Below are 19743 nucleotides of genomic sequence, written 5' to 3'. Positions count from 1 at the left end.
AGAATAAAAAAGGTCGCCTTGGCGACCTTTTTGCTTTCCGCGCAGTGCGGTTTACATACGTTCGACGGTTTCGATGCCGAGCGTATCCAGACCCGTTTTCAGCGTTTTAGAGGTCAGCAGCGCCAGCTTCAGGCGGCTCTGACGCGCTTCTTCGCTGTCGGCGTTGAGGATCTGGCAGTGCTCGTAGAAACCGGAGAACAAGCCCGCCAGATCGTACAGGTAGCTGCACATGACGTGCGGCGTGCCTTCACGTGCAACGGTAGTGAGCACCTCTTCGAACTGCAGCAGGCGAGTGGCCAGTGCAATTTCACGCTCTTCGGTCAGTGTCAGCGGCAGCGTCAGGCTGCTTTCGTCGATCCCGGCGCGTTTGAATACCGATGCCACGCGGGTATAGGCATATTGCATATAAGGCGCGGTATTGCCTTCGAAGGCCAGCATGTTATCCCAGTCGAAAACATAGTCGGTGGTGCGGCTTTTCGACAGATCGGCGTATTTCACCGCGCCGATGCCGACCACGCGGGCCACGGTCTTCATTTCCTCTTCCGGCATGTCCGGGTTTTTGCCGGCGATCAGCTGTTCGGCGCGTTCGATGGCTTCATCCAGCAGATCGGAGAGCTTCACGGTGCCGCCTGAGCGGGTTTTGAACGGCTTGCCGTCTTTGCCCAGCATCATGCCGAACATGTGGTGTTCCAGCGAGACGGACTCCGGCACGTAACCGGCTTTGCGCACGATGGTCCAGGCCTGCATCAGGTGCTGATGCTGGCGGGAGTCGATGTAATACAGCACGCGGTTGGCGCCCAGGGTCTCGTAGCGATATTTGGCGCAGGCGATATCGGTGGTGGTGTAGAGGTAGCCGCCATCCTTTTTCTGGATGATGACGCCCATCGGGTCGCCGTCCTTGTTCTTGTATTCGTCGAGGAACACCACGGTGGCGCCTTCGCTTTCCACCGCCAGCCCTTTGGCTTTCAGATCGGCGACGATGCCCGGCAGCATCGCGTTATACAGACTTTCGCCCATCACGTCGTCTTCGGTCAGCGTGACGTTCAGGCGGTTATAGGTCAGCTGGTTTTGCGCCATGGTGATGTCGACCAGCTTGCGCCACATTTTCAGGCAGTACTGATCGCCGCCCTGTAGCTTCACGACGTAAGCGCGCGCGCGCTCGGCGAACTCGGCGTCTTCGTCGTAATGTTTCTTGGCTTCGCGATAAAACTGCTCGAGATCGGACAGGCCCATATCGCTGGCGTTTTCATTCTGCATTTTTTCCAGGTAGGCAATCAGCATGCCGAACTGGGTGCCCCAGTCGCCGACGTGGTTGGCGCGGATCACTTTGTGGCCCAGAAACTCCTGGGTACGTGCCGCGGCGTCGCCGATGATGGTGGAGCGCAGATGGCCGACGTGCATCTCTTTCGCCACGTTCGGCGCAGAGTAGTCGATAACGATGGTTTGCGGTTCAACCGGGGCAATGCCCAGCTTCGGTGCATTCAGCACCTGGTCGGCCTGGCGGGCGACCCAGTCGCTGTTCAGGAAAATGTTGATAAAGCCGGGACCGGCGATTTCCACTTTACTGGCGACATCGCCGAGATCCAGCAGTTGCACCACTTTTTCCGCCAGCTGACGGGGCGGCATGCCCAGCTTTTTGGCGACTGACATCACGCCGTTGGCCTGGTAATCACCAAACTGCGCCTTGGCGGAAGGGCGGACCTGCGCTTCGCAATCGGCTGGCGCACCAGCGGCGATCAGCGCCTGGCTGACTTTATCTGAAAGAAGAACCTGAATATTCACCGGGTTACCTTAATGACGAACGAGGAGCTGAAGCCAGCCCCTGCGGGATTCAACGGTGGCGGGCGCGACGGGCGACCTCCACAAAACAGCCTGCAATTGTAACCGATCTGACGGAGCCCGTCAGCAGTTGGCGCGGCCGCTGCGATGAAACAGTTGTCGGGTGCGGCGCGTAGAATGCCTGAAGGTGAAAAGCAGAATGACCTGACCAGAATGTACGGAGGGGGAAGTTATGAGGCTAACGCTTTTTATTGTGACGCCTGGCATCCAGCGTGTTGGTACTGCGTGATTTAAAATGACGGTAGATGGCGTATACGGCGATAATTATCAACACCAAGGATATCGTCAGCAATAACATAATGTTTATCTCGAATTTAAATTTTCTCCAAAGTAGCTGAGTTGCGTTGGTGAATCAATTGCCTAGATTAAAATTAAGATAATCCTTAGTTTTTTATTAATTATTCTAATTTTATTGTCTTTGTTTACAATGGGTTGATTGTTGTTTTTTTGTGAATTTGATAAGTGGCTAAAGTGTGATTAAATGAAGCAATTCAATCGGTTTAACCCGCGAATCACGAATGGTTTTGTGAAAAATAACTTAAATCATAACGTCATGATGAAGGGTTATAATGGCTTGCGAAAATTCTTAATTTTTATTTTTCTGTTGACTTAATAAGCTGCCTTCTTAATAAAAAGTTGGTTTTTTGCTCTCTCTGCACGCAACCGAAAATCATTCTGAATGACTGCTGAAAACCCTCTCAACGCTGGCGAGCGCTGTCGCCACCGTGTAAATTACGGCGTTTAACTTTGTGCTCCGTTGTTTTGAGGTTCCTATGACCACTCCCTTGCAGGCCATTGCCGAGCTTGACGATCTGAAGCTCGACCTGCCGCGTTTCGAGCAGGCGTTGCAACAATTTGCCGCCAGATTGCGGCTTGATCTGTCTGCCTTTATCGCCGATCACATCTCCCTGCGTTGTCACCAGAACGCTACCGCCGAACGCTGGCGCCAGGGATTGATGCAGTGTGGGACACTGCTGTCCGAATCGATGATCAACGGGCGGCCTATCTGTTTGTTTGATTTACAGCAGCCGCTGGCCGTGGGGCCGTGGCGCATAGATTGCGTCGAGCTGCCGTACCCCGGGGAGAAACGCTATCCGCATGAAGGGTGGGAACATGTTGAATTGGTGCTCAGCGGCGATCCGCAGACGCTGCATGCACGGGCTTTGAGTCACCTTGCTGATGAAGCGTTGTTGGCGCCGGGGATCAAGCTGAAGCAAAGTTCGCCAAAAGGCGAAGGCGAACGGCTGCCGAACCCGACGCTGGCCATCACCGATGGAACGGTTACGATCAAGTTTCATCCTTATTCCATTAGAGACATCGTCGCCAGCGAACAAGGCTAGCCAGCCAGTGCCGCACAGGCTTGCGCCATGCGATCGAGCGCTTCATCGAGCAGGGCCCGCCGGCAACCGAAGTTCAGCCGTACAAAGCGCCGATCGCCGAAATCCAAACCGGCGCTTAACCCAACGCCTGCGCGCTCGAAGAACTGATGCGGGTTATCCACCGGCAAAGCGCTGCAGTCGATCCAGGCCAAATAGGTGGCTTCGATCGGTAACAACGTCAATCCCGGCATAGCGTTGATGCGCTCTGTCAACCGATCGCGATTGGCGCGCAGATAAATTAACTGCTCATCCAGCCAGGGTTGCCCGTATTGATAGGCCGCCTGGGCGGCGACCAGCGCCAGCAGATTAACCTCCGGGACAATGCCGCTGCGTGCGCGTTTCAGCTTTTGTCTCAACGCTTCGTTGGGGACGATCGCCATCGAGGCGCCGAGCCCGGCGAGATTGAATGTCTTAGACGGTGACATCAGCGTCACGCTGCGTTGGGCCGCATCTTCATTCAGGGTGGCGAAAGGGATGTGTCGCACGCCGGGTTCAAGTAGCAGCTCGCAGTGGATTTCATCGGAGCAGACGATTAAATCGTGCTCGCGAGCGAACTGATGGTGCTGCAACAGTTCATCCCGGCGATAAACGGTGCCTCCGGGATTTTGCGGGTTGCACAGCAGCAGGAGCTTCTCATTGCCGCTGAGCCGATCATGCATCGCGGAAAAATCCAGCACCCAACGTTGGCCTGCCGCCGTTAGCGGCACCGAGAGGTGTTTACGCCCGGCGAATTTGGCCGCTTTGCGAAACGGCGGATAAATGGGGGAGGGAGCCAGCGTGCTCTGATGTTCTTCGGTGCAGGCGCGCACGCACAGGTTCAGGCCACACACCAACCCAGGCAAGAAAATGATCCATTCAGGCTTGATGTGCCAACCGTAGCGCTCTACCATGCGGCGGATAAAAACCTCAAGAAGATCAGGGGATGGGTGGGTGTAGCCGAATACGCCGTGCGCTACGCGCCGCTGCAAGGCTTCTATCACCGCCGGCGGCGAGGCGAAATCGCTGTCGGCGACCCAAAGCGGGAGGATGTCGCGGCCGCGATATTTATCCCACTTAACGCTGTCACTGTGACTGCGGTCTACCCATTGATCAAAATTGAATGCCATAGTTACAACCCTGAACCGGTTTATGCCTATGCATGAGCCTACGTGAGAAATGAAGAAATGAACAATTGCCGCCGTATGTTGGCCGTTATCTGGGGGTGACAATGATAAAACTGGAAGTTTGTTGCTTTAGCGTCGACTGTGCGCTGACGGCCGAACGGGCGGGCGCCGATCGCATCGAGTTGTGCGCCAGCCAGAGCGAAGGGGGATTGACGCCGAGCTATGGCACGCTGCGTCTGGCGCGCGAGCGGGTTGCGATCCCGGTGCATCCGATCGTTCGCCCTCGCGGTGGCGATTTTTGCTACGGCGCGGTGGATTTCGAGGTGATCAAGCAAGATATCCGCCACATCCGCGAGATGGGATTCCCCGGCGTAGTGGTAGGCATGTTGGACGAAGAAGGGCACATCGATCTGCCGCGCATGCGCGAAGTGATGAGGCTGTGCGAGGGGATGGCGGTGACGTTCCACCGCGCGTTCGACATGTGCCAGAATCCGATGGTGGCGCTGGAGCAACTGACTGAGCTGGGCGTGGCGCGCATTCTGACCTCCGGCCAACAGCAGAGCGCCGAACTTGGCCTGCCGTTGCTGCGTGATTTGCGTCAGGCCAGCCAGGGCCCGGTGATCATGGCGGGTGCCGGTGTGCGCCTCAGCAATCTGCACAAGTTCGTCGATATCGGCCTGCATGAACTGCACAGCTCTTCCGGCCATCTAGCGCCGTCGACCATGCGTTATCGCAAGGCGGGTGTCACCATGTGCTCCGATAACGAGTTTGACGAATTTAGCCATTATTGCGTGGATGGCGAAATGGTGGAGGCGATGAAAAACGCGCTGGCCTTGGTTGATCCCCTGGCGCAAAGCGCATAAACACGCAGCTAACCGTGTTTGATAACCGGTTTCCGGGCCGTAAGACCCCTTTGCGTGTCACCGAGCCCTCGGCGATCACGCAAGTACCAGGCCCCGGCGTTTTGCCGGGGCTTTTTTTATTTTGCGGATGATTAGTGCTTTGCATCGGGCGAGAAGTTGAAGACTTCGCCCGGAGTAATGCCGCAGTTTAAAACGCGCACCGCATTATTGCCACTTCCGGGATTGACCAGGATATCGTGGATAGTGCGATTGTTGTTCATGACAAAACGCGCGTAGTAGAGGTTGCCGATGCGTATCCAGGGAATAGCTTCATTGCTCTCGACAGTGTCGGTATAATTATCGTTGTACGAGCGGGCCCAAATGCCAGTCGAAGCTTGCGCGGTAGATTGATCGCCGATAGAGGATGCGATGGCCCAGAATGTTCTCAATCCCATGCTCCGATGAATACGTTGACCCAAACCTTTATAAGCCGGGTTGTCTCCATTGGCGGTCAGGATATTGCTATCCGCCGTCAGATTCCCGTCAATAAACCAGCCAACAGGCTGTTTGTCAGCACCGATGGCGATCATATTGCTGTTCGTCAAACAATTTAGCGGAGCCGCATGTAGCTGATAGCTGCGTTGCGCAATGCTCAGTGTGCCTCTAAGAATGTTGTAACCCGCTTCATTGTTCAGACTGCCGTTCGTCCACATTGGCATGACGGTGTTGCTGAATGAAAGTTGATACCCGCCGTTCGCTTCGAAGCGAATGGCCTGAGGGGAGAGTGAACCCTTCGGTCCATTAGCGGTAGCGAAGTTAACATTGCTGATTTGCACTGGGGTGATATTTGATTGGCCAGTAGACTTTCTTAATACCAGGAACCCTCCAACGGTATCACCATAGTCATTAATATAAGAACCGTTGGCGATTTGAATATTGGCGGAGGAATCCGAGTCGATATCAATTCCGGTACCATTTCTGTCTGCCATGAAATTGCTCAGGCTAAGGCCGCCTAAATAGGAAGTTCCTTGTGTTGTAGTTTTGATAAAGATCTTTTTGCCATAAGAGAACACATTCACCATAAACGTATTGTCGTGGCGATCGAGATTGAAAGCACAAGAACCGGCTACGGCGATAGAGGCAGTCACCGCGTTTTCTGTCGGGCGCACGACGTTGGCATTGACGTGAACATTGGTAAATCTGTTGATGTCCCTGCTTTCATAAACCCTGTAGTCGCAGCGTACTGCCCAACCGTAGATATTCTCAAAGCTGTTGGCTTCTCCACGAGCTTCAACAAAATCATAGGCGCCTACATAACGGCAGTTGGCGACTGACAGAGCGCCGGTTGCGGTAATGGTGGCTCCGTATGGAACAAACGCCTCCGGCTGGGTGGCAGTATATTTCTGATCTGGATAGAGGAACGACCAACCATCAAAGACAACGTTCTTATCGCAGGCGAAACAAACCGTACCTGCCGGCTTTTTGATGATGAAAGCACTATCGTCAGCAAGGCCTGCCCGATTAGGGCCATTGTTTGTAAGACTTGCAGGGCCTTGAGCAATACCGCGGCGGGATCCTCTGACTGTGACGCCATTTGCGACGTTGATAGGTTGAGTGCTGGTCAGCAGATATTGAGCATTTTCCGAAGCATAGACCACTTTGTTTTTTAAACTCGCGGCATAGTTTAATGTCGCGCTGATTGCTGCGTCAGAGGCGGAAGTGCCACTAGGATCGGCACCGAAGTGATCGAAAGTCAGTTTCTGATCCAGTCGTTTCCAGCGCGCTCCTCCCGTTGTAACCACCACGGTACCGTTATTGTCCGCACTGGTTGTATCCGTTTTCGCATAATAGAATTCGCCGCCTCCGGTGAAGTGTCCAGCGGTGTGAGAAACTAAAAAGACAATCTGGTCATCTGTAACTGGCGTCAGATTACGCAATTCACTGATGTTATTAACACTAATCATATTGTTCATGAAATTTCTCCTGTTGGTTGGCAACACTATTCTCAATCAGGCTGGACGTTTCAAAAAGTCGATGAGGTTTGCTGGGTGCTGATACAGCGTGAAATTCAGGCCGCGGAAAGTGGAGCATGGATTGGCCTGGTACCTTGTAAAGACGCAGCACCGTTTCAACGCTGTTATTCGGTCGGCGGCCCCATCTCTTCTTGCGCTCGCTATGCCCTACTGATAAATTTGTGAGTTAAAATCCTTTAAATATCATGATATTAAATGATTTTTTGGTATTTATTTGCGTGGTGAATGATTTGCGCTCTGCCGCTCATTATCGCGTCTGCATTTTATACCTGCTCACCGCCGGTTTTATGGCCGGAACATCACAGCATCAATTGAGGAGAGCCGTCGGCGCAGCCACAGAGCACGCCGACGGCGGACTTTACAAGGAGATAACGATAATGACCCGAACGGCACACTGTTTGACCGCTGCGCTTTTGCTGACGTTGGCCCTGACCGGCTGCCAGACCGCCAAGCGGCCTGTTTCTACATTAAGTAAGCCGCCCAGCGCGGAAGAAGTTGCCGAGCAAGACAAACGGCAGCGTGAAGCTGAGCGCATGCAGCAGTGCCAGCGCGAGCTGGATGCCATGCGCGGTATGGATAACGAAAAATACCAAAAATTCAAACGCGAGTTCGATACTTTGATGGGCGGCGCGGCGCAGTATGCCGGGGTACGCCAGCGGGTCAACACGGGCACGCAGGAAACCGTTGACGCCCTGTATCGTTATCGCACCAGCCGTCTGTGCGCAGACATCAGTTCTGCCATGATGACCGGCCTGGCTGAGCGCGGAGAACGCGCCCAATGACTCTCCGTGCGAGAAAGGCGCTACTGAGCCTGATGATAGCGTTGGCGTTTGCGCCGGCGGTGGTCGCTGCGGATGACGACGTGCCGGCGTTATTGCAGTTTGCCGAGCGCTATCAGCGGCAAGATGCACCGGCAGCGGATACCGCAGTCACTCAATCCCAGGCCCCACAAAAGTCAGCATCCCGGCCGGTTCAAACGCGTGAGACGGCGGCGCATAAGAAGCAGCTGGCGCAGTGGCAAAAGGCGCTGCGCGAGAAAGAGGCCCGATTGGAGCAACAGCAGGCGGTAATTCAATCACTGCAGCAGGAGCTGACCGCGTTGCGCGTCGCGTCCACCCTGACGGCTGCCGACAAACCGTCACCGGCACCCGATCTGAGCGCGTTGAGCAACTTCGCCAGCGGCGTGCGGCAGGCGCTGAACCTGACGCCGCAGGAGCGTAAGGCTCAGGCGCAGATCGCCGAAACGCAAGCGGCGTTAGCGCGGCAAAAGCAACAAACCGCGGAGCGCGATCGGCGTATTGCCTTGCTGGAACAACGGCTGGCGGTGCTGCCTGGCCAGGCGGATAACGCCTGGCAGGAGAAATTGGCCGCGGTGCAGACCGCCCACGATAAAGCGCGCCAACGTTATGAGCAGGATAAAAAAGCGGCCGCCGCTGAGCTGGAACAGCAGAAGGCCGAGGCTGCCAGGCTGACGGGCGAACTGCAGCAGCAGCTGGCGAAACTGCAAAAAGAGCAGGTGGATCAACGGCAGCAGGGGGGGCAGCAAGAGCAAAGCCTGAAGACGGCGCTGGCGCAGCAAAAGGCCGAAACCGCCAAGGCTGCGGGTGAACTTCAGCAGCAGCTGGCGCAGGTGCAAAAAGAGAGGGATATCGTACGCCAACAGGCCGAGCGGCAAGAAAAAAGCCTGAAGACGGCGCTGGCGCAACAAAAGGCGGAAGCCGCTAAGGCTGCGGGTGAACTTCAACAGCAGCTGGCGCAGGTGCAAAAAGAGAGGGATATCGTACGCCAACAGGCCGAGCAGCAAGAAAAAAGCCTGAAGACGGCGCTGGCGCAGCAAAAGGTCGAAGCCGCCAAGGCTGCGGCTGAACTTCAGCAGCAGCTGACTCAGCTGCAGAAAGAGCGTGATGGTCAACGCCAACAGGCTGAGCAACAAGAGCAAAACCTGAAGATGGCGCTGGCACAGCAAAAGGCCGAGGCCGCCAAAGCGACGGGTGAACTTCAGCAGCAGTTGGCAACGCTGCAGGGAAAAAACAAAACGCAAACCGAGCAGGCTAAGGCGCTGGAACAGCGTCTGGCGGCGCTGACGACGGAAAACGCGCAGACAGTGCAGCTACGGAATAAAGCGGCACAACAGGCGGATAAAACGGCGACGGAGCTGGCGGCCGCGCAACAGGCACAGCAAGCCTTGCGCGAGGAACTGGATGGGCTGAGATCGCGGGCTAAATGGCTGCCGGAGAGTCAGACGCTCAAGAAAAAGCCGGAGCAACAGAGCTACGCCGCCGGTGTCGCTTTGGGGCGCGATATTCAAACGATGCTGGCGGAACGTAAAAATTGGGGTATCACGCCCGACAAAACCGTGCTGCTGGCGGGCGTGATCGATACCTTCAGCGGCCATTACCAGTTGAGCGATGCGCAGTTGACCAGCGCACTGGCGGAGTCGGAAAAAGCGGTAAATGACGCCAGAAACCAGGCGGCGAAGACGCAGACCAGCAAGGGTGAGGCGTTCGTCGCCGAGTTTAAAAAGAAGAAGGGTACGCAGAAGTCGCCTGCCGGTTTCTGGTATCGCATCGATTATGCGGGTGATGAGGCCATTAAGGAAAACGCGCGGGTGGACATCGTGGTGAAAGAAAGTTTAACCGACGGTCGCGTGATTCAGGATATGGATCGCAGTGGGAAGGTGATGTCCCAGCCGCTCTCCGCCTATCCGCCGTTGTTCCGCGAGGCGATCGGCCACCTGAAAAATCACGGCTCGCTGACGATGGTGGTGCCGCCGGCGTTGGCGTACGGTGAAACCGGCTATGCGCCGCAGATCCCGCCGAACGCGACGATGGTCTATGAGCTGCGAATTGTCGATGTCAGTAACGGGTGAATTCGGGCCGGCGCAGGCCGGCCCGAGTAGCGAGTACTAGGGTTTTTTGGCGGTCAGTACGGCGCGCAGGGGCGCCGGATAGCCTTCGACCGTTTTGCTGCGATCGTTCGGATCGAGGAATTCGGCCAGCGACTCGCTGGTCATCCAGTCGGTGCGGCGCTGCTCCTCGAGGCTAGTGACGCACATATCGGCGATCTTCACGTCGACGAAGCCACACTTCTCTAGCCAGCACTTCAGCGCTTCGGCGGAAGGGATGAAATACACGTTGCGCATCTGCGCATAACGATCGCCCGGCACCAGCACCTGGTGGCGATCGCCTTCCACCACCAGCGTTTCCAGCACCAGTTCACCTTCAGCCACCAGCTGATTTTTCAGCTGATACAGATGATCAAGCGGCGAGCGGCGATGATACAGCACCCCCATCGAGAACACGGTGTCGAACGCCGCCAAATCTGGCAACTGCTCGATGCCGAGCGGCAGCAGGTGGGCGCGCTGATCGCCGCCCAACAGCTTGCGCACCGCTTCGAACTGGCATAGGAACAGCTGCATGGGATCGATGCCTACGGCGAAGTGGGCACCGGCGCCGATCATGCGCCACAGGTGATAACCACTGCCGCAGCCAACGTCGAGAATGGTGCGGCCGGCCAGCGGAGAAATGTGCGGCAGCACGCGATCCCACTTCCAGTCGGAATGCCATTCGGTATCGATATCGATGCCATACAGCGAGAACGGCCCTTTACGCCACGGCATCAGGGTGCGCAGCATTTTCTCGATGCCTTCGAGCTGGCCCGGCGACAGGCCGGGCTCCATTTCGGCGCGCACGCCGTGCAGCAGATCGAGGCGGGTTGGGGTCAGCGTCGGCAAATGTTCTACCGAGTTGAACCACTGTTTGAATTTGCCGTGCAGCGATTCGCGTTGCCAGGCGCTGAGCTGCGCGGGCAGGGTATCCAACCAATGGCTGAGGGGACTCTTGGCAATATGCTGATAGAAATCACCGAACTCGATCATTGCGCCTCTCCCGCTTTCAGGGCGATCAGCGAACCGAAGTTGAAGCACTGGAACCACACTTCGGCATGCTCGAACCCGGCCTGTTGCAGTCGCGCTTTGTGCGCTTCTACCGAGTCGGTGAGCATCACATTTTCCAGCATGCTGCGTTTTTGGCTGATCTCCAGCTCGCTGTACCCGTTAGCGCGTTTGAAATCGTGATGCATGTTGAACAGCAGTTCGCCGACTTCGGCGTCTTCAAAGCTGAATTTCTCCGACAGCACCAGTGCGCCGCCTGGGCGCAGGCCGCGATAGATTTTCTCCAGCAGACGCAGGCGATCGGCCGGCTCGAGGAACTGCAGCGTAAAGTTCAGCACCACCATCGAGGCGTTTTCGATGTCGATGTCGCGAATGTCGGCTTCGATGATGTCGACCGGCGTGTCGGCGCGGAAGGCGTCGATATGGCGGCGGCAACGTTCCACCATCGCCGGCGAATTGTCGACGGCGATGATAGTGCAGCCAGGCACCTTGATATTCCGCCGCATCGACAGCGTCGCCGCGCCCAGCGAGCAGCCCAAGTCATACACCCGGCTGTCGGGTTGCACAAAGCGTTCGGCTAGCATACCGATCATCGAGATGATGTTGGAATAGCCGGGAACGGAGCGTTGGATCATGTCGGGAAACACTTCGGCGACGCGTTCGTCGAAGGTCCAGTCGCCCAGTTTGGCGATGGGGGCGGAGAAAAGGGTATCGCGGTTTGGCATAGCGGCAAATCAGTTCAGAATTCGAAGCTGCGTAGTCTAACAGAAAAGCGTAAAAAAGCGGAGCGGAAGCAGGCGGCGCGGCCGCCTGATGATAAAACGGGATCAATGCAGGCTGAAAATTAGATCCCAGGGCAGATAGAAGATATTTGCCAGAACCATCAACAACAAAGAGATATAGGTCGCGGCCATGCCTGAACGACGCCAGCGAACCTCGCGGTTGCGCAAACCGTAGTAATGCACCAGTCGCCCGGCCATCAGCATCAGGCCGCAAAGGTGAATCATCCAGATTTCCGCGCCGTTCATCTCCATGATCACCAGCAATACGGCAGCGATAGGAATGTATTCAACGGCGTTGCCATGCACGCGGATGGCGGTCTGCAATTCGTAAAAACCGCCGTCGCCGTAGGCTACGCGGTACTGCATCCTTAATCTGACTACGTCATAAGAGAGTTTGATCAACAACAATGCGCCGAGCACTACATAAAGCGCGCTTACCATTTTTAACTCCGTTCCCTAACCAAAACTGGCAGCCAGCATCATAGCCGTCATTGTATTCACTGTCGCGGGGAAATATTTGATGTTATTGGTCAGATTAATAGGTCAAAACAGTGCATCTTGCTCTGGCCAGTCCGGCGGCGCAGGCAAATCGGGGATCGCCCGGCGCAGCTGCTGCCAAATTTTTTGCGCTTGCTGGGGTGAATCGCCGTTGTCCGGCGTATGAATAAACAGATACGGTTGATGTTGTTGCTGCCACAGCGGCAGTTTTTGCTGCCAGGCTTCGAACCAGCGCAGGTTGTCGGCCAATTGGTCGCCGCCGATAAAGCGCACCAGCGGTTGGTCGGCGGTGACCAGAGCGTGCACCGGCAGCTTCGGTTTTTTCTGCTGGGCATCGCGCACGGCGGCGGTATGGGGGGCGGCGTGATGCACCGGGCGGCTGTCGAGGATCACCCGATTGATGCCGCGCTGATGCAGCCCCTGATTCAACGCGCGCTCTTCCTCGCCTTTGGCGAAAAATGCCGGATGACGCACTTCGACGCCGTAGGTGAATTCCTGCGGCAGGCTTTCGAAGAACTGCCACATGCGCGGCAGCTCGTCGGGGCCGAAGGCGGCGGGCAACTGCAGCCACAATTGCCCGATGCGTTGATGCACCGGGCTCAGGCAGTGGTAAAACGCCTGCAGCTCGGCGGCGCAGTTGCGCAGGGCGGCCTTGTGGCTGATGTCCGACGGGAATTTGAAGCAGAAGCGAAAATCGTCGCCGGTCATGTCGCGCCAGCGCTGCACGATGTCCAGCTTCGGCAGCGCGTAGAAGGTGGTGTTGCCTTCCACGCAGTTGAAGTAGCGGCTGTAATCCGCCAAGTCACGCAGCCCGATACGATTCCAGGCTGAATGTTGCCACTGGGGCAGTCCGATGTAGATCACGGCGTCGTCTTCCTTTACTTATCCTTGGCTTATCAGGCTACAACTTAACGTTACCGGTCGAGCGCGGCAAGAATTTCGCCGGTGTCGCGCACTCGCGCCAAACGCGGGAAGATGTGTTCGAACGCGAAACGGTGCATTTCCGCGTTCTGCGCGCTGCAGACGTCTTCGGCGATCACCAGCTCATAGCCGTGTTCCCAGGCGGCGCGGGCGGTGGATTCCACGCCGATATTGGTGGAAATACCGCCCAGCACCACAGACTTGATGCCGCGGCGGCGCAGCTGCAAGTCCAGATCGGTGCCGTAGAAGGCGCCCCATTGGCGCTTGGTGATCAGAATATCGCTGTCGCAGACCGCCAGCGGCGCGGGGAACTCCCACCAGCTGGCCGGCAAACCGCCGGCGGGCGCGGGAGCCGGTTTATCCACCGGTTGTTTCAGCGCTTCGGCGAAGGAGTCTGACCAACCGACGCGCACCAACAGCACCGGCGCGCCTAGCAGACGAAAACGCGCGGCCAGCAGGGCGGCGTTCGCCACCACCTGCTCGGCGCCGTGCGGGCCGCCGGCGTAGGGCAGAATGCCATTTTGCAAATCGATCAGCACCAGAGCGGTGGTTTGGGCGTCAAGTTTCAGCATGGATTTCATCTCGTTGCGAAGTGGATAAAAACTGTTCGGCGCGTCGGGCGAGCTGCGTTCGGCGCAAAACCGGGGGAGAATCAGGCTACGTGAAAAAACTGTCGCAGGTTAATGGGAAATTTGTTAACCGATGTGTTGATTCGAGCAAAAACGCGCCATTTAGTGCAGTAACAATGCTGTGTTCGCACTTATCGGGCGGATGAATTTCCTTTATAATGACTCCCTTTTTTCAACACTCTTTAATCCAACGACCTATGCCGATTTATGAATATGCATGTGGTGCTTGCAACCATCGGTTAGAGAAATTGCAAAAATTTTCCGATGCGCCGCTGGCAGACTGCCCGGCGTGTGGGCAGCCCGCGTTGACCAAGTTGATTTCATCCTCCGGCTTCCAGCTTAAGGGCACCGGGTGGTATGCGACGGATTTTAAACCGGGTAACAAGTAGAATTTATCAGATAACAGCCGCGCGACAGGGGCGCAGTAGCCCGGCGCGGCATCGGCTGTGTAAAAGGATAGCGTATGCGTACTGAATATTGCGGACAGTTGAATCTGTCCCACGTGGGCCAGGAAGTCACTCTGTGTGGTTGGGTCAATCGTCGTCGCGATCTCGGCGGCCTGATCTTTATTGATATGCGCGACCGCGAAGGCATCGTGCAGGTGTTCTTCGATCCGGACGAGAAAGTGGCGTTCGACAAGGCCTACGACCTGCGCAATGAGTTCTGCATCCAGATCGTCGGCACCGTGCGTGCGCGTCCGGACAGTCAGATCAATAAAGATATGGCCACCGGCGAAGTGGAAGTGTTTGCCCACGCGCTGGAGATCATCAACCGCTCCGAGCCGCTGCCGCTGGACTCCAACCAGGTCAACAGTGAAGAAGCGCGCCTGAAATACCGCTACCTGGATCTGCGCCGCCCGGAAATGGCTGAGCGTCTGAAGACCCGCGCCAAAATCACCAGCTTCGTACGCCGCTTCATGGACAGCCATGGCTTCCTCGATATCGAAACGCCGATGCTGACCAAGGCGACGCCGGAAGGCGCCCGCGATTACCTGGTGCCAAGCCGCGTGCACAAGGGCAAATTCTACGCGCTGCCGCAGTCTCCGCAGCTGTTCAAACAGCTGCTGATGATGTCCGGCTTCGATCGTTACTATCAGATCGTCAAATGCTTCCGTGACGAAGACCTGCGTGCGGACCGTCAGCCTGAATTCACCCAGATCGACGTCGAAACCTCCTTCATGACCGCCGATCAGGTGCGTGAAGTGATGGAGAAACTGGCGCGCGAGCTGTGGCTGGATGTGAAGGGCGTGGATCTGGGCGATTTCCCGGTCATGACCTTCGCCGAAGCGATGCGTCGCTTTGGCTCCGACAAGCCGGACCTGCGTAACCCGCTGGAGCTGGTGGACGTGGCCGACCTGGTCAAAGACGTCGAGTTTAAAGTGTTCTCCGGCCCGGCTAACGACGCCAAAGGCCGCGTGGCGGCAATCCGCGTACCGGGCGGCGCACAGCTGACCCGCAAGCAGATCGACGAGTACGGCGCTTTCGTCAACATCTACGGCGCGAAAGGCCTGGCCTGGCTGAAGGTCAACGACCGCGCCGCCGGCATGGAAGGCGTGCAGAGCCCGATCGCCAAATTCCTCAGCGCGGAAGTGCTGGAAGCTGTCCTGGCGCGCACCAACGCGCAGACCGGCGACATCCTGTTCTTCGGCGCAGACAGTTTCAAGATTGTCACCGACGCGATGGGCGCGCTGCGCCTGAAGCTGGGTCGCGATCTGGGGCTGACCCAACTCGACAGCTGGGCGCCGCTGTGGGTGGTCGACTTCCCGATGTTTGAAGAAGACGAAGAGGGCGGCCTGGCGGCGATGCACCACCCGTTCACCTCGCCGCGCGACATGAGCCCGGAAGAGCTGGCGGCAGCGCCGGTCAACGCTATCGCCAACGCCTATGACATGGTGATCAACGGTTACGAAGTGGGCGGCGGTTCGGTGCGTATTCACCGCAGCGAAATGCAGCAGACGGTATTCAGCATTCTGGGCATTAACGAACATGAACAGCGCGAGAAGTTCGGCTTCCTGCTGGACGCGCTGAAGTACGGTACGCCGCCGCACGCCGGCCTGGCCTTCGGCCTGGATCGTCTGGTGATGCTGCTGACCGGCACCGACAACATCCGCGACGTGATCGCCTTCCCGAAAACCACCGCGGCGGCCTGTCTGATGACTGACGCACCGAGCTTCGCCAACCCGGCGTCGCTGCAGGAGCTGGCGATCAGCGTGGTAAAGAAAGCCGGTGCGGAACAAGAGAGCGAGTGATGAGTTATAAGCGCCCTGAATCTATCCTGGTAGTGATTTACGCGAAATCCAGTGGTCGGGTGCTGATGTTACAGCGGCGCGACGATACCGAGTTCTGGCAGTCGGTCACCGGCAGCCTGGAACAGGATGAGTCACCGCCGCATGCCGCGCGGCGTGAAGTCATGGAAGAAGTCGGCATCGATATCGAAGCAGAGCACCTGCCGTTGTTCGATTGCCAACGCTGCGTGGAGTTTGAACTCTTTGTCCATTTGCGACATCGCTATGCGCCGGGAACCACGCGCAATAAAGAGCACTGGTTCTGTCTGGCGTTGCCCGAGGAGCGCGATCCGGTGATTACCGAGCACCACGCTTACCAATGGCTTGAGGCGGCCGAAGCCGTGAAGTTGACCAAGTCATGGAGCAATCAGCAGGCGATTGAAGAGTTCGTGATCAATTCAGTCCAGTAGTTTTTTTCGGAGATTTTTTATGGCAGGTCATAGTAAGTGGGCCAACACAAAGCACCGTAAAGCGGCGCAGGACGCCAAGCGCGGTAAAATTTTCACCAAGATTATTCGTGAGCTGGTCACTGCCGCGAAGCTGGGCGGCGGCGATCCGGATTCCAACCCGCGTCTGCGCGCGGCGATGGACAAGGCGCTGTCGAACAACATGACGCGCGACACCATGAACCGTGCGATCGCGCGCGGCGTGGGCGGCGATGATGATACCAATATGGAAACCATCATCTATGAAGGTTACGGCCCTGGCGGCACCGCCGTCATGATCGAATGCCTGAGTGACAACCGCAACCGCACCGTGGCGGAAGTGCGTCACGCTTTCACCAAGTGTGGCGGCAACCTCGGTACCGACGGTTCCGTAGCTTATCTGTTCACCAAGAAGGGCGTGATCACTTACGCACCGGGCCTGGATGAAGACAGCGTGATGGAAGCGGCGCTGGAAGCCGGTGCGGAAGACATCGTGACCTATGACGATGGCGCCATCGACGTGTTCACCGCCTGGGAAAGCCTGGGCGCGGTGAAAGACGCGCTGACCGCGGCGGGCTTCGAGGCCGAAGCGGCGGAAGTGTCGATGATCCCATCGACCAAGGCCGACATGGACGCGGAAACCGCGCCTAAGCTGTTGCGTCTGATCGATATGCTGGAAGACTGCGACGACGTGCAGGAAGTTTACCATAACGGTGAAATCTCCGACGAAGTGGCGGCGACGCTGTAATCCGGTAAAACGGGCGCCGCCGTTCGGCGGCGCCGTGCATGCAAGGTGGATGTAGATATGGCGATCATACTCGGTATCGATCCCGGTTCACGCGTCACCGGCTATGGCCTTATCCGCCAGCAGGGGCGTCAGTTGAGCTATATCGCCAGCGGCTGCATCCGCACGGTGGTGGACGACATGCCGACGCGGCTGAAGCTGATTTACGCCGGCGTCAGTGAGATCATCACCCAGTTTCAGCCCGACTTCTTCGCCATCGAACAGGTGTTTATGGCTAAGAATCCGGATTCGGCGCTCAAGCTTGGCCAGGCACGCGGCGTCGCGATCGTGGCGGCGGTGAATCAGAATCTGGAAGTGTTCGAGTATGCGGCGCGGCAGGTCAAACAGACCGTGGTCGGCACCGGTGCGGCCGAAAAGGCGCAGGTACAGCACATGGTGCGCTCGCTGCTCAAACTCTCGGCCAACCCGCAGGCGGACGCCGCCGATGCTCTGGCTATCGCCATCACCCACTGCCACCTCAGCCAGAACGTGCTGCGGATGAGCGAAGGGCGGTTGAACCTGGCGCGCGGGCGTTTGCGCTGACGCAAAGCGATGATTGCTCAGGCTGGATATTCATCCAGCCTTTTTTATGTTATAAGCTTTACCAGCAACGGCATGGCAGGGCGCCATGCCCGGTCATTCTGCAGGAGGGTAAATGATAGGTCGTCTCAGAGGAAATATTCTGGAAAAGCAGCCGCCGCTGGTGTTGCTGGAGGCGAACGGCGTGGGCTACGAGGTACACATGCCGATGACCTGCTTTTACGAGCTGCCTGAACTGGGGCAAGAGGCCATCGTGTTTACCCACTTCGTGGTGCGTGAAGACGCGCAGCTGCTGTACGGTTTCAACGACAAGCAGGAGCGTGCGCTGTTCCGCGAGCTGATCAAGGTCAACGGCGTCGGGCCGAAGCTGGCGCTGGCGATCCTGTCAGGCATGTCCGCGCAGCAGTTCGTCAGCGCGGTGGAGCGTGAAGAGATCACCGCACTGGTCAAGCTGCCGGGCGTGGGCAAAAAAACCGCCGAGCGCCTGGTGGTAGAGATGAAAGACCGCTTCAAAGGGCTTAACGGCGACCTGTTCAACAACAGCAGCGAGATCAGCCTGCCGTCCGCCGCCGACAACGCGCCGGAAGCGGACGCGGAAGCCGAAGCCGTTTCGGCGCTGGTGGCGCTGGGCTATAAGCCGCAGGAAGCCAGCCGCATGGTCAGCAAAATTGCCAAACCGGGCGCCGACTGCGAGACGCTGATCCGCGACGCGTTGCGCGCTGCTTTGTAAGGCCGCTAAGAGGTAGATAATGATTGAAGCCGATCGCCTGATCTCCGCCGAACCGATCAACGAGGAAGAAGTCCTCGATCGCGCCATTCGTCCCAAGCTGTTGACCGAATACGTGGGTCAGCCGCACGTACGCGAGCAGATGGAGATCTTCATCCAGGCGGCCAAGCAGCGCGGTGACGCGCTCGACCACCTGCTGATCTTCGGCCCGCCGGGGCTGGGGAAAACCACCCTGGCCAACATCGTGGCCAACGAAATGGGCGTGAATCTGCGCACCACTTCCGGCCCGGTGCTGGAGAAGGCGGGCGATTTGGCGGCGATGCTGACCAACCTCGAACCGCACGACGTGTTATTCATCGACGAAATCCACCGTTTGTCACCGGTGGTAGAAGAAGTGCTGTATCCGGCGATGGAAGACTACCAGCTGGATATCATGATCGGCGAAGGGCCGGCGGCGCGTTCGATTAAGCTTGATCTGCCGCCGTTCACGTTGGTGGGCGCGACCACCCGCGCCGGTTCGCTGACCTCGCCGCTGCGCGATCGTTTCGGCATAGTCCAGCGGCTGGAGTTTTATCAGGTGGCGGATCTGCAGCATATCGTCTCACGCAGCGCCGGGTGCCTTGGGTTGGAGCTGTCCGACGAGGGCGCCCATGAGGTGGCCCGCCGCGCGCGCGGTACGCCGCGTATCGCCAACCGCCTGCTGCGCCGGGTGCGTGACTTCGCCGAAGTGCGCGCCAACGGCGTGATCAGCGGCGCAGTGGCGGCGCAGGCACTCGATATGCTCAACGTCGATGCCGAAGGCTTCGACTATATGGATCGCAAGCTGCTGCTGGCGATCATCGACAAGTTTACCGGCGGCCCGGTCGGGTTGGACAACCTGGCGGCGGCGATCGGCGAAGAGCGTGAAACCATCGAAGACGTGATTGAACCGTTCCTGATCCAGCAGGGCTTTATCCAGCGCACGCCGCGCGGCCGCCTGGCGACGCAGCATGCCTACCGGCATTTCGGTCTCGAACGCGAAGCATAAGTTTTCCACCCATCATAAAAAAAGGGCCGCATTCGCGG

General features: G+C 57.5%; 19 protein-coding genes. 11 read left to right on the top strand and 8 right to left on the bottom strand.

Going from position 1 to position 19743, the window contains the following annotated elements; genetic code table 11:
• Nucleotides 1-51 precede the first annotated feature (51 nt).
• Complete coding sequence (gene argS / locus ACJ8IL_RS02280; RefSeq protein ID WP_025303138.1) at nt 52-1782, bottom strand: arginine--tRNA ligase; 1731 nt, start codon at nt 1780-1782, stop codon at nt 52-54.
• Between the two features lie 830 nt (nt 1783-2612).
• Between argS and ACJ8IL_RS02275 the strand changes: the two genes are divergently transcribed.
• Nucleotides 2613-3179: a VOC family protein gene (locus ACJ8IL_RS02275; protein WP_025303137.1), complete on the top strand. Its 567-nt coding sequence runs from the start codon at nt 2613-2615 to the stop codon at nt 3177-3179.
• On the opposite strand, the gene ACJ8IL_RS02270 is transcribed toward ACJ8IL_RS02275, so the two are convergent.
• Complete coding sequence (locus ACJ8IL_RS02270) at nt 3176-4324, bottom strand: MalY/PatB family protein (RefSeq protein ID WP_025303136.1); 1149 nt, start codon at nt 4322-4324, stop codon at nt 3176-3178. The two genes, ACJ8IL_RS02275 and ACJ8IL_RS02270, sit on opposite strands and share 4 nt — an antisense overlap.
• 101 nt (nt 4325-4425) lie before the next feature.
• Here ACJ8IL_RS02270 and cutC point away from each other — a divergent pair, with 101 nt between their 5' ends.
• Nucleotides 4426-5184 (top strand): copper homeostasis protein CutC, encoded by a 759-nt coding sequence (gene cutC, locus ACJ8IL_RS02265; RefSeq protein ID WP_043143046.1) that lies wholly within the window; start codon nt 4426-4428, stop codon nt 5182-5184.
• 131 nt (nt 5185-5315) lie between these two features.
• On the opposite strand, the gene ACJ8IL_RS02260 is transcribed toward cutC, so the two are convergent.
• Nucleotides 5316-7136, bottom strand: a complete 1821-nt coding sequence (locus ACJ8IL_RS02260) for an exopolysaccharide biosynthesis protein (RefSeq protein ID WP_414104431.1) — start codon at nt 7134-7136, stop codon at nt 5316-5318.
• Between the two features lie 437 nt (nt 7137-7573).
• Here ACJ8IL_RS02260 and ACJ8IL_RS02255 point away from each other — a divergent pair, with 437 nt between their 5' ends.
• Nucleotides 7574-7978: a hypothetical protein gene (locus ACJ8IL_RS02255; RefSeq protein ID WP_025303133.1), complete on the top strand. Its 405-nt coding sequence runs from the start codon at nt 7574-7576 to the stop codon at nt 7976-7978.
• Entirely contained in the window at nt 7975-10065 is a 2091-nt protein-coding gene (locus ACJ8IL_RS02250; RefSeq protein WP_065424704.1) for an FKBP-type peptidyl-prolyl cis-trans isomerase N-terminal domain-containing protein, read from the top strand. The genes ACJ8IL_RS02255 and ACJ8IL_RS02250 overlap by 4 nt, the downstream gene beginning before the upstream one ends.
• Before the next feature lie 36 nt (nt 10066-10101).
• Here ACJ8IL_RS02250 and cmoB read toward each other — a convergent pair whose 3' ends face one another.
• From cmoB to ACJ8IL_RS02225, 5 genes are all read right to left on the bottom strand, one after another.
• Nucleotides 10102-11073, bottom strand: a complete 972-nt coding sequence (gene cmoB, locus ACJ8IL_RS02245) for a tRNA 5-methoxyuridine(34)/uridine 5-oxyacetic acid(34) synthase CmoB (RefSeq protein WP_025303131.1) — start codon at nt 11071-11073, stop codon at nt 10102-10104.
• Nucleotides 11070-11813: a carboxy-S-adenosyl-L-methionine synthase CmoA gene (gene cmoA / locus ACJ8IL_RS02240; protein ID WP_049209177.1), complete on the bottom strand. Its 744-nt coding sequence runs from the start codon at nt 11811-11813 to the stop codon at nt 11070-11072. Before cmoA ends, cmoB begins: the two co-directional genes overlap by 4 nt.
• 102 nt (nt 11814-11915) lie before the next feature.
• Nucleotides 11916-12311 carry an MAPEG family protein gene (locus ACJ8IL_RS02235; RefSeq protein WP_004932387.1) on the bottom strand — a complete coding sequence of 132 codons (396 nt, stop codon included), beginning with the start codon at nt 12309-12311 and terminating at the stop codon, nt 11916-11918.
• Nucleotides 12312-12413: 102 nt separating this feature from the next.
• On the bottom strand, nt 12414-13229 hold the full coding sequence (locus tag ACJ8IL_RS02230) for a DUF72 domain-containing protein (protein ID WP_089180536.1): 816 nt from the start codon (nt 13227-13229) through the stop codon (nt 12414-12416).
• 53 nt (nt 13230-13282) lie between these two features.
• A complete protein-coding gene (locus ACJ8IL_RS02225; protein ID WP_043143030.1) occupies nt 13283-13861 on the bottom strand; it encodes a hydrolase in 579 nt (192 codons plus the stop codon).
• 215 nt (nt 13862-14076) lie between these two features.
• On the opposite strand from ACJ8IL_RS02225, the gene ACJ8IL_RS02220 reads away from it, so the two are divergent.
• The 7 genes from ACJ8IL_RS02220 to ruvB all read left to right on the top strand — a co-directional run bounded on the left by ACJ8IL_RS02220 (nt 14077) and on the right by ruvB (nt 19705).
• Complete coding sequence (locus ACJ8IL_RS02220; RefSeq protein ID WP_320204121.1) at nt 14077-14307, top strand: FmdB family zinc ribbon protein; 231 nt, start codon at nt 14077-14079, stop codon at nt 14305-14307.
• A 74-nt stretch (nt 14308-14381) separates the two neighbouring features.
• Nucleotides 14382-16166, top strand: coding sequence for an aspartate--tRNA ligase (gene aspS / locus ACJ8IL_RS02215; RefSeq protein WP_025303127.1), 1785 nt, complete (start codon nt 14382-14384; stop codon nt 16164-16166).
• Nucleotides 16166-16612 (top strand): dihydroneopterin triphosphate diphosphatase, encoded by a 447-nt coding sequence (gene nudB / locus ACJ8IL_RS02210; RefSeq protein WP_004932373.1) that lies wholly within the window; start codon nt 16166-16168, stop codon nt 16610-16612. Before aspS ends, nudB begins: the two co-directional genes overlap by 1 nt.
• 19 nt (nt 16613-16631) lie before the next feature.
• Nucleotides 16632-17375 (top strand): YebC/PmpR family DNA-binding transcriptional regulator, encoded by a 744-nt coding sequence (locus ACJ8IL_RS02205; protein ID WP_004932370.1) that lies wholly within the window; start codon nt 16632-16634, stop codon nt 17373-17375.
• A 57-nt stretch (nt 17376-17432) separates the two neighbouring features.
• The gene (gene ruvC / locus ACJ8IL_RS02200) at nt 17433-17954 is read left to right on the top strand and encodes a crossover junction endodeoxyribonuclease RuvC (RefSeq protein ID WP_004932367.1); all 522 of its coding nucleotides are present in this window, start codon (nt 17433-17435) and stop codon (nt 17952-17954) included.
• A 112-nt stretch (nt 17955-18066) separates the two neighbouring features.
• Nucleotides 18067-18681, top strand: a complete 615-nt coding sequence (ruvA, locus tag ACJ8IL_RS02195; protein WP_164064172.1) for a Holliday junction branch migration protein RuvA — start codon at nt 18067-18069, stop codon at nt 18679-18681.
• 19 nt (nt 18682-18700) lie between these two features.
• Entirely contained in the window at nt 18701-19705 is a 1005-nt protein-coding gene (ruvB, locus tag ACJ8IL_RS02190) for a Holliday junction branch migration DNA helicase RuvB (RefSeq protein ID WP_025303125.1), read from the top strand.
• Nucleotides 19706-19743: the final 38 nt, after the last annotated feature.

This window comes from Serratia sp. CY47444 (assembly GCF_052168635.1).
GTDB lineage: Bacteria > Pseudomonadota > Gammaproteobacteria > Enterobacterales > Enterobacteriaceae > Serratia > Serratia bockelmannii.
This window is presented reverse-complemented; position numbering and strand designations above follow the sequence as displayed.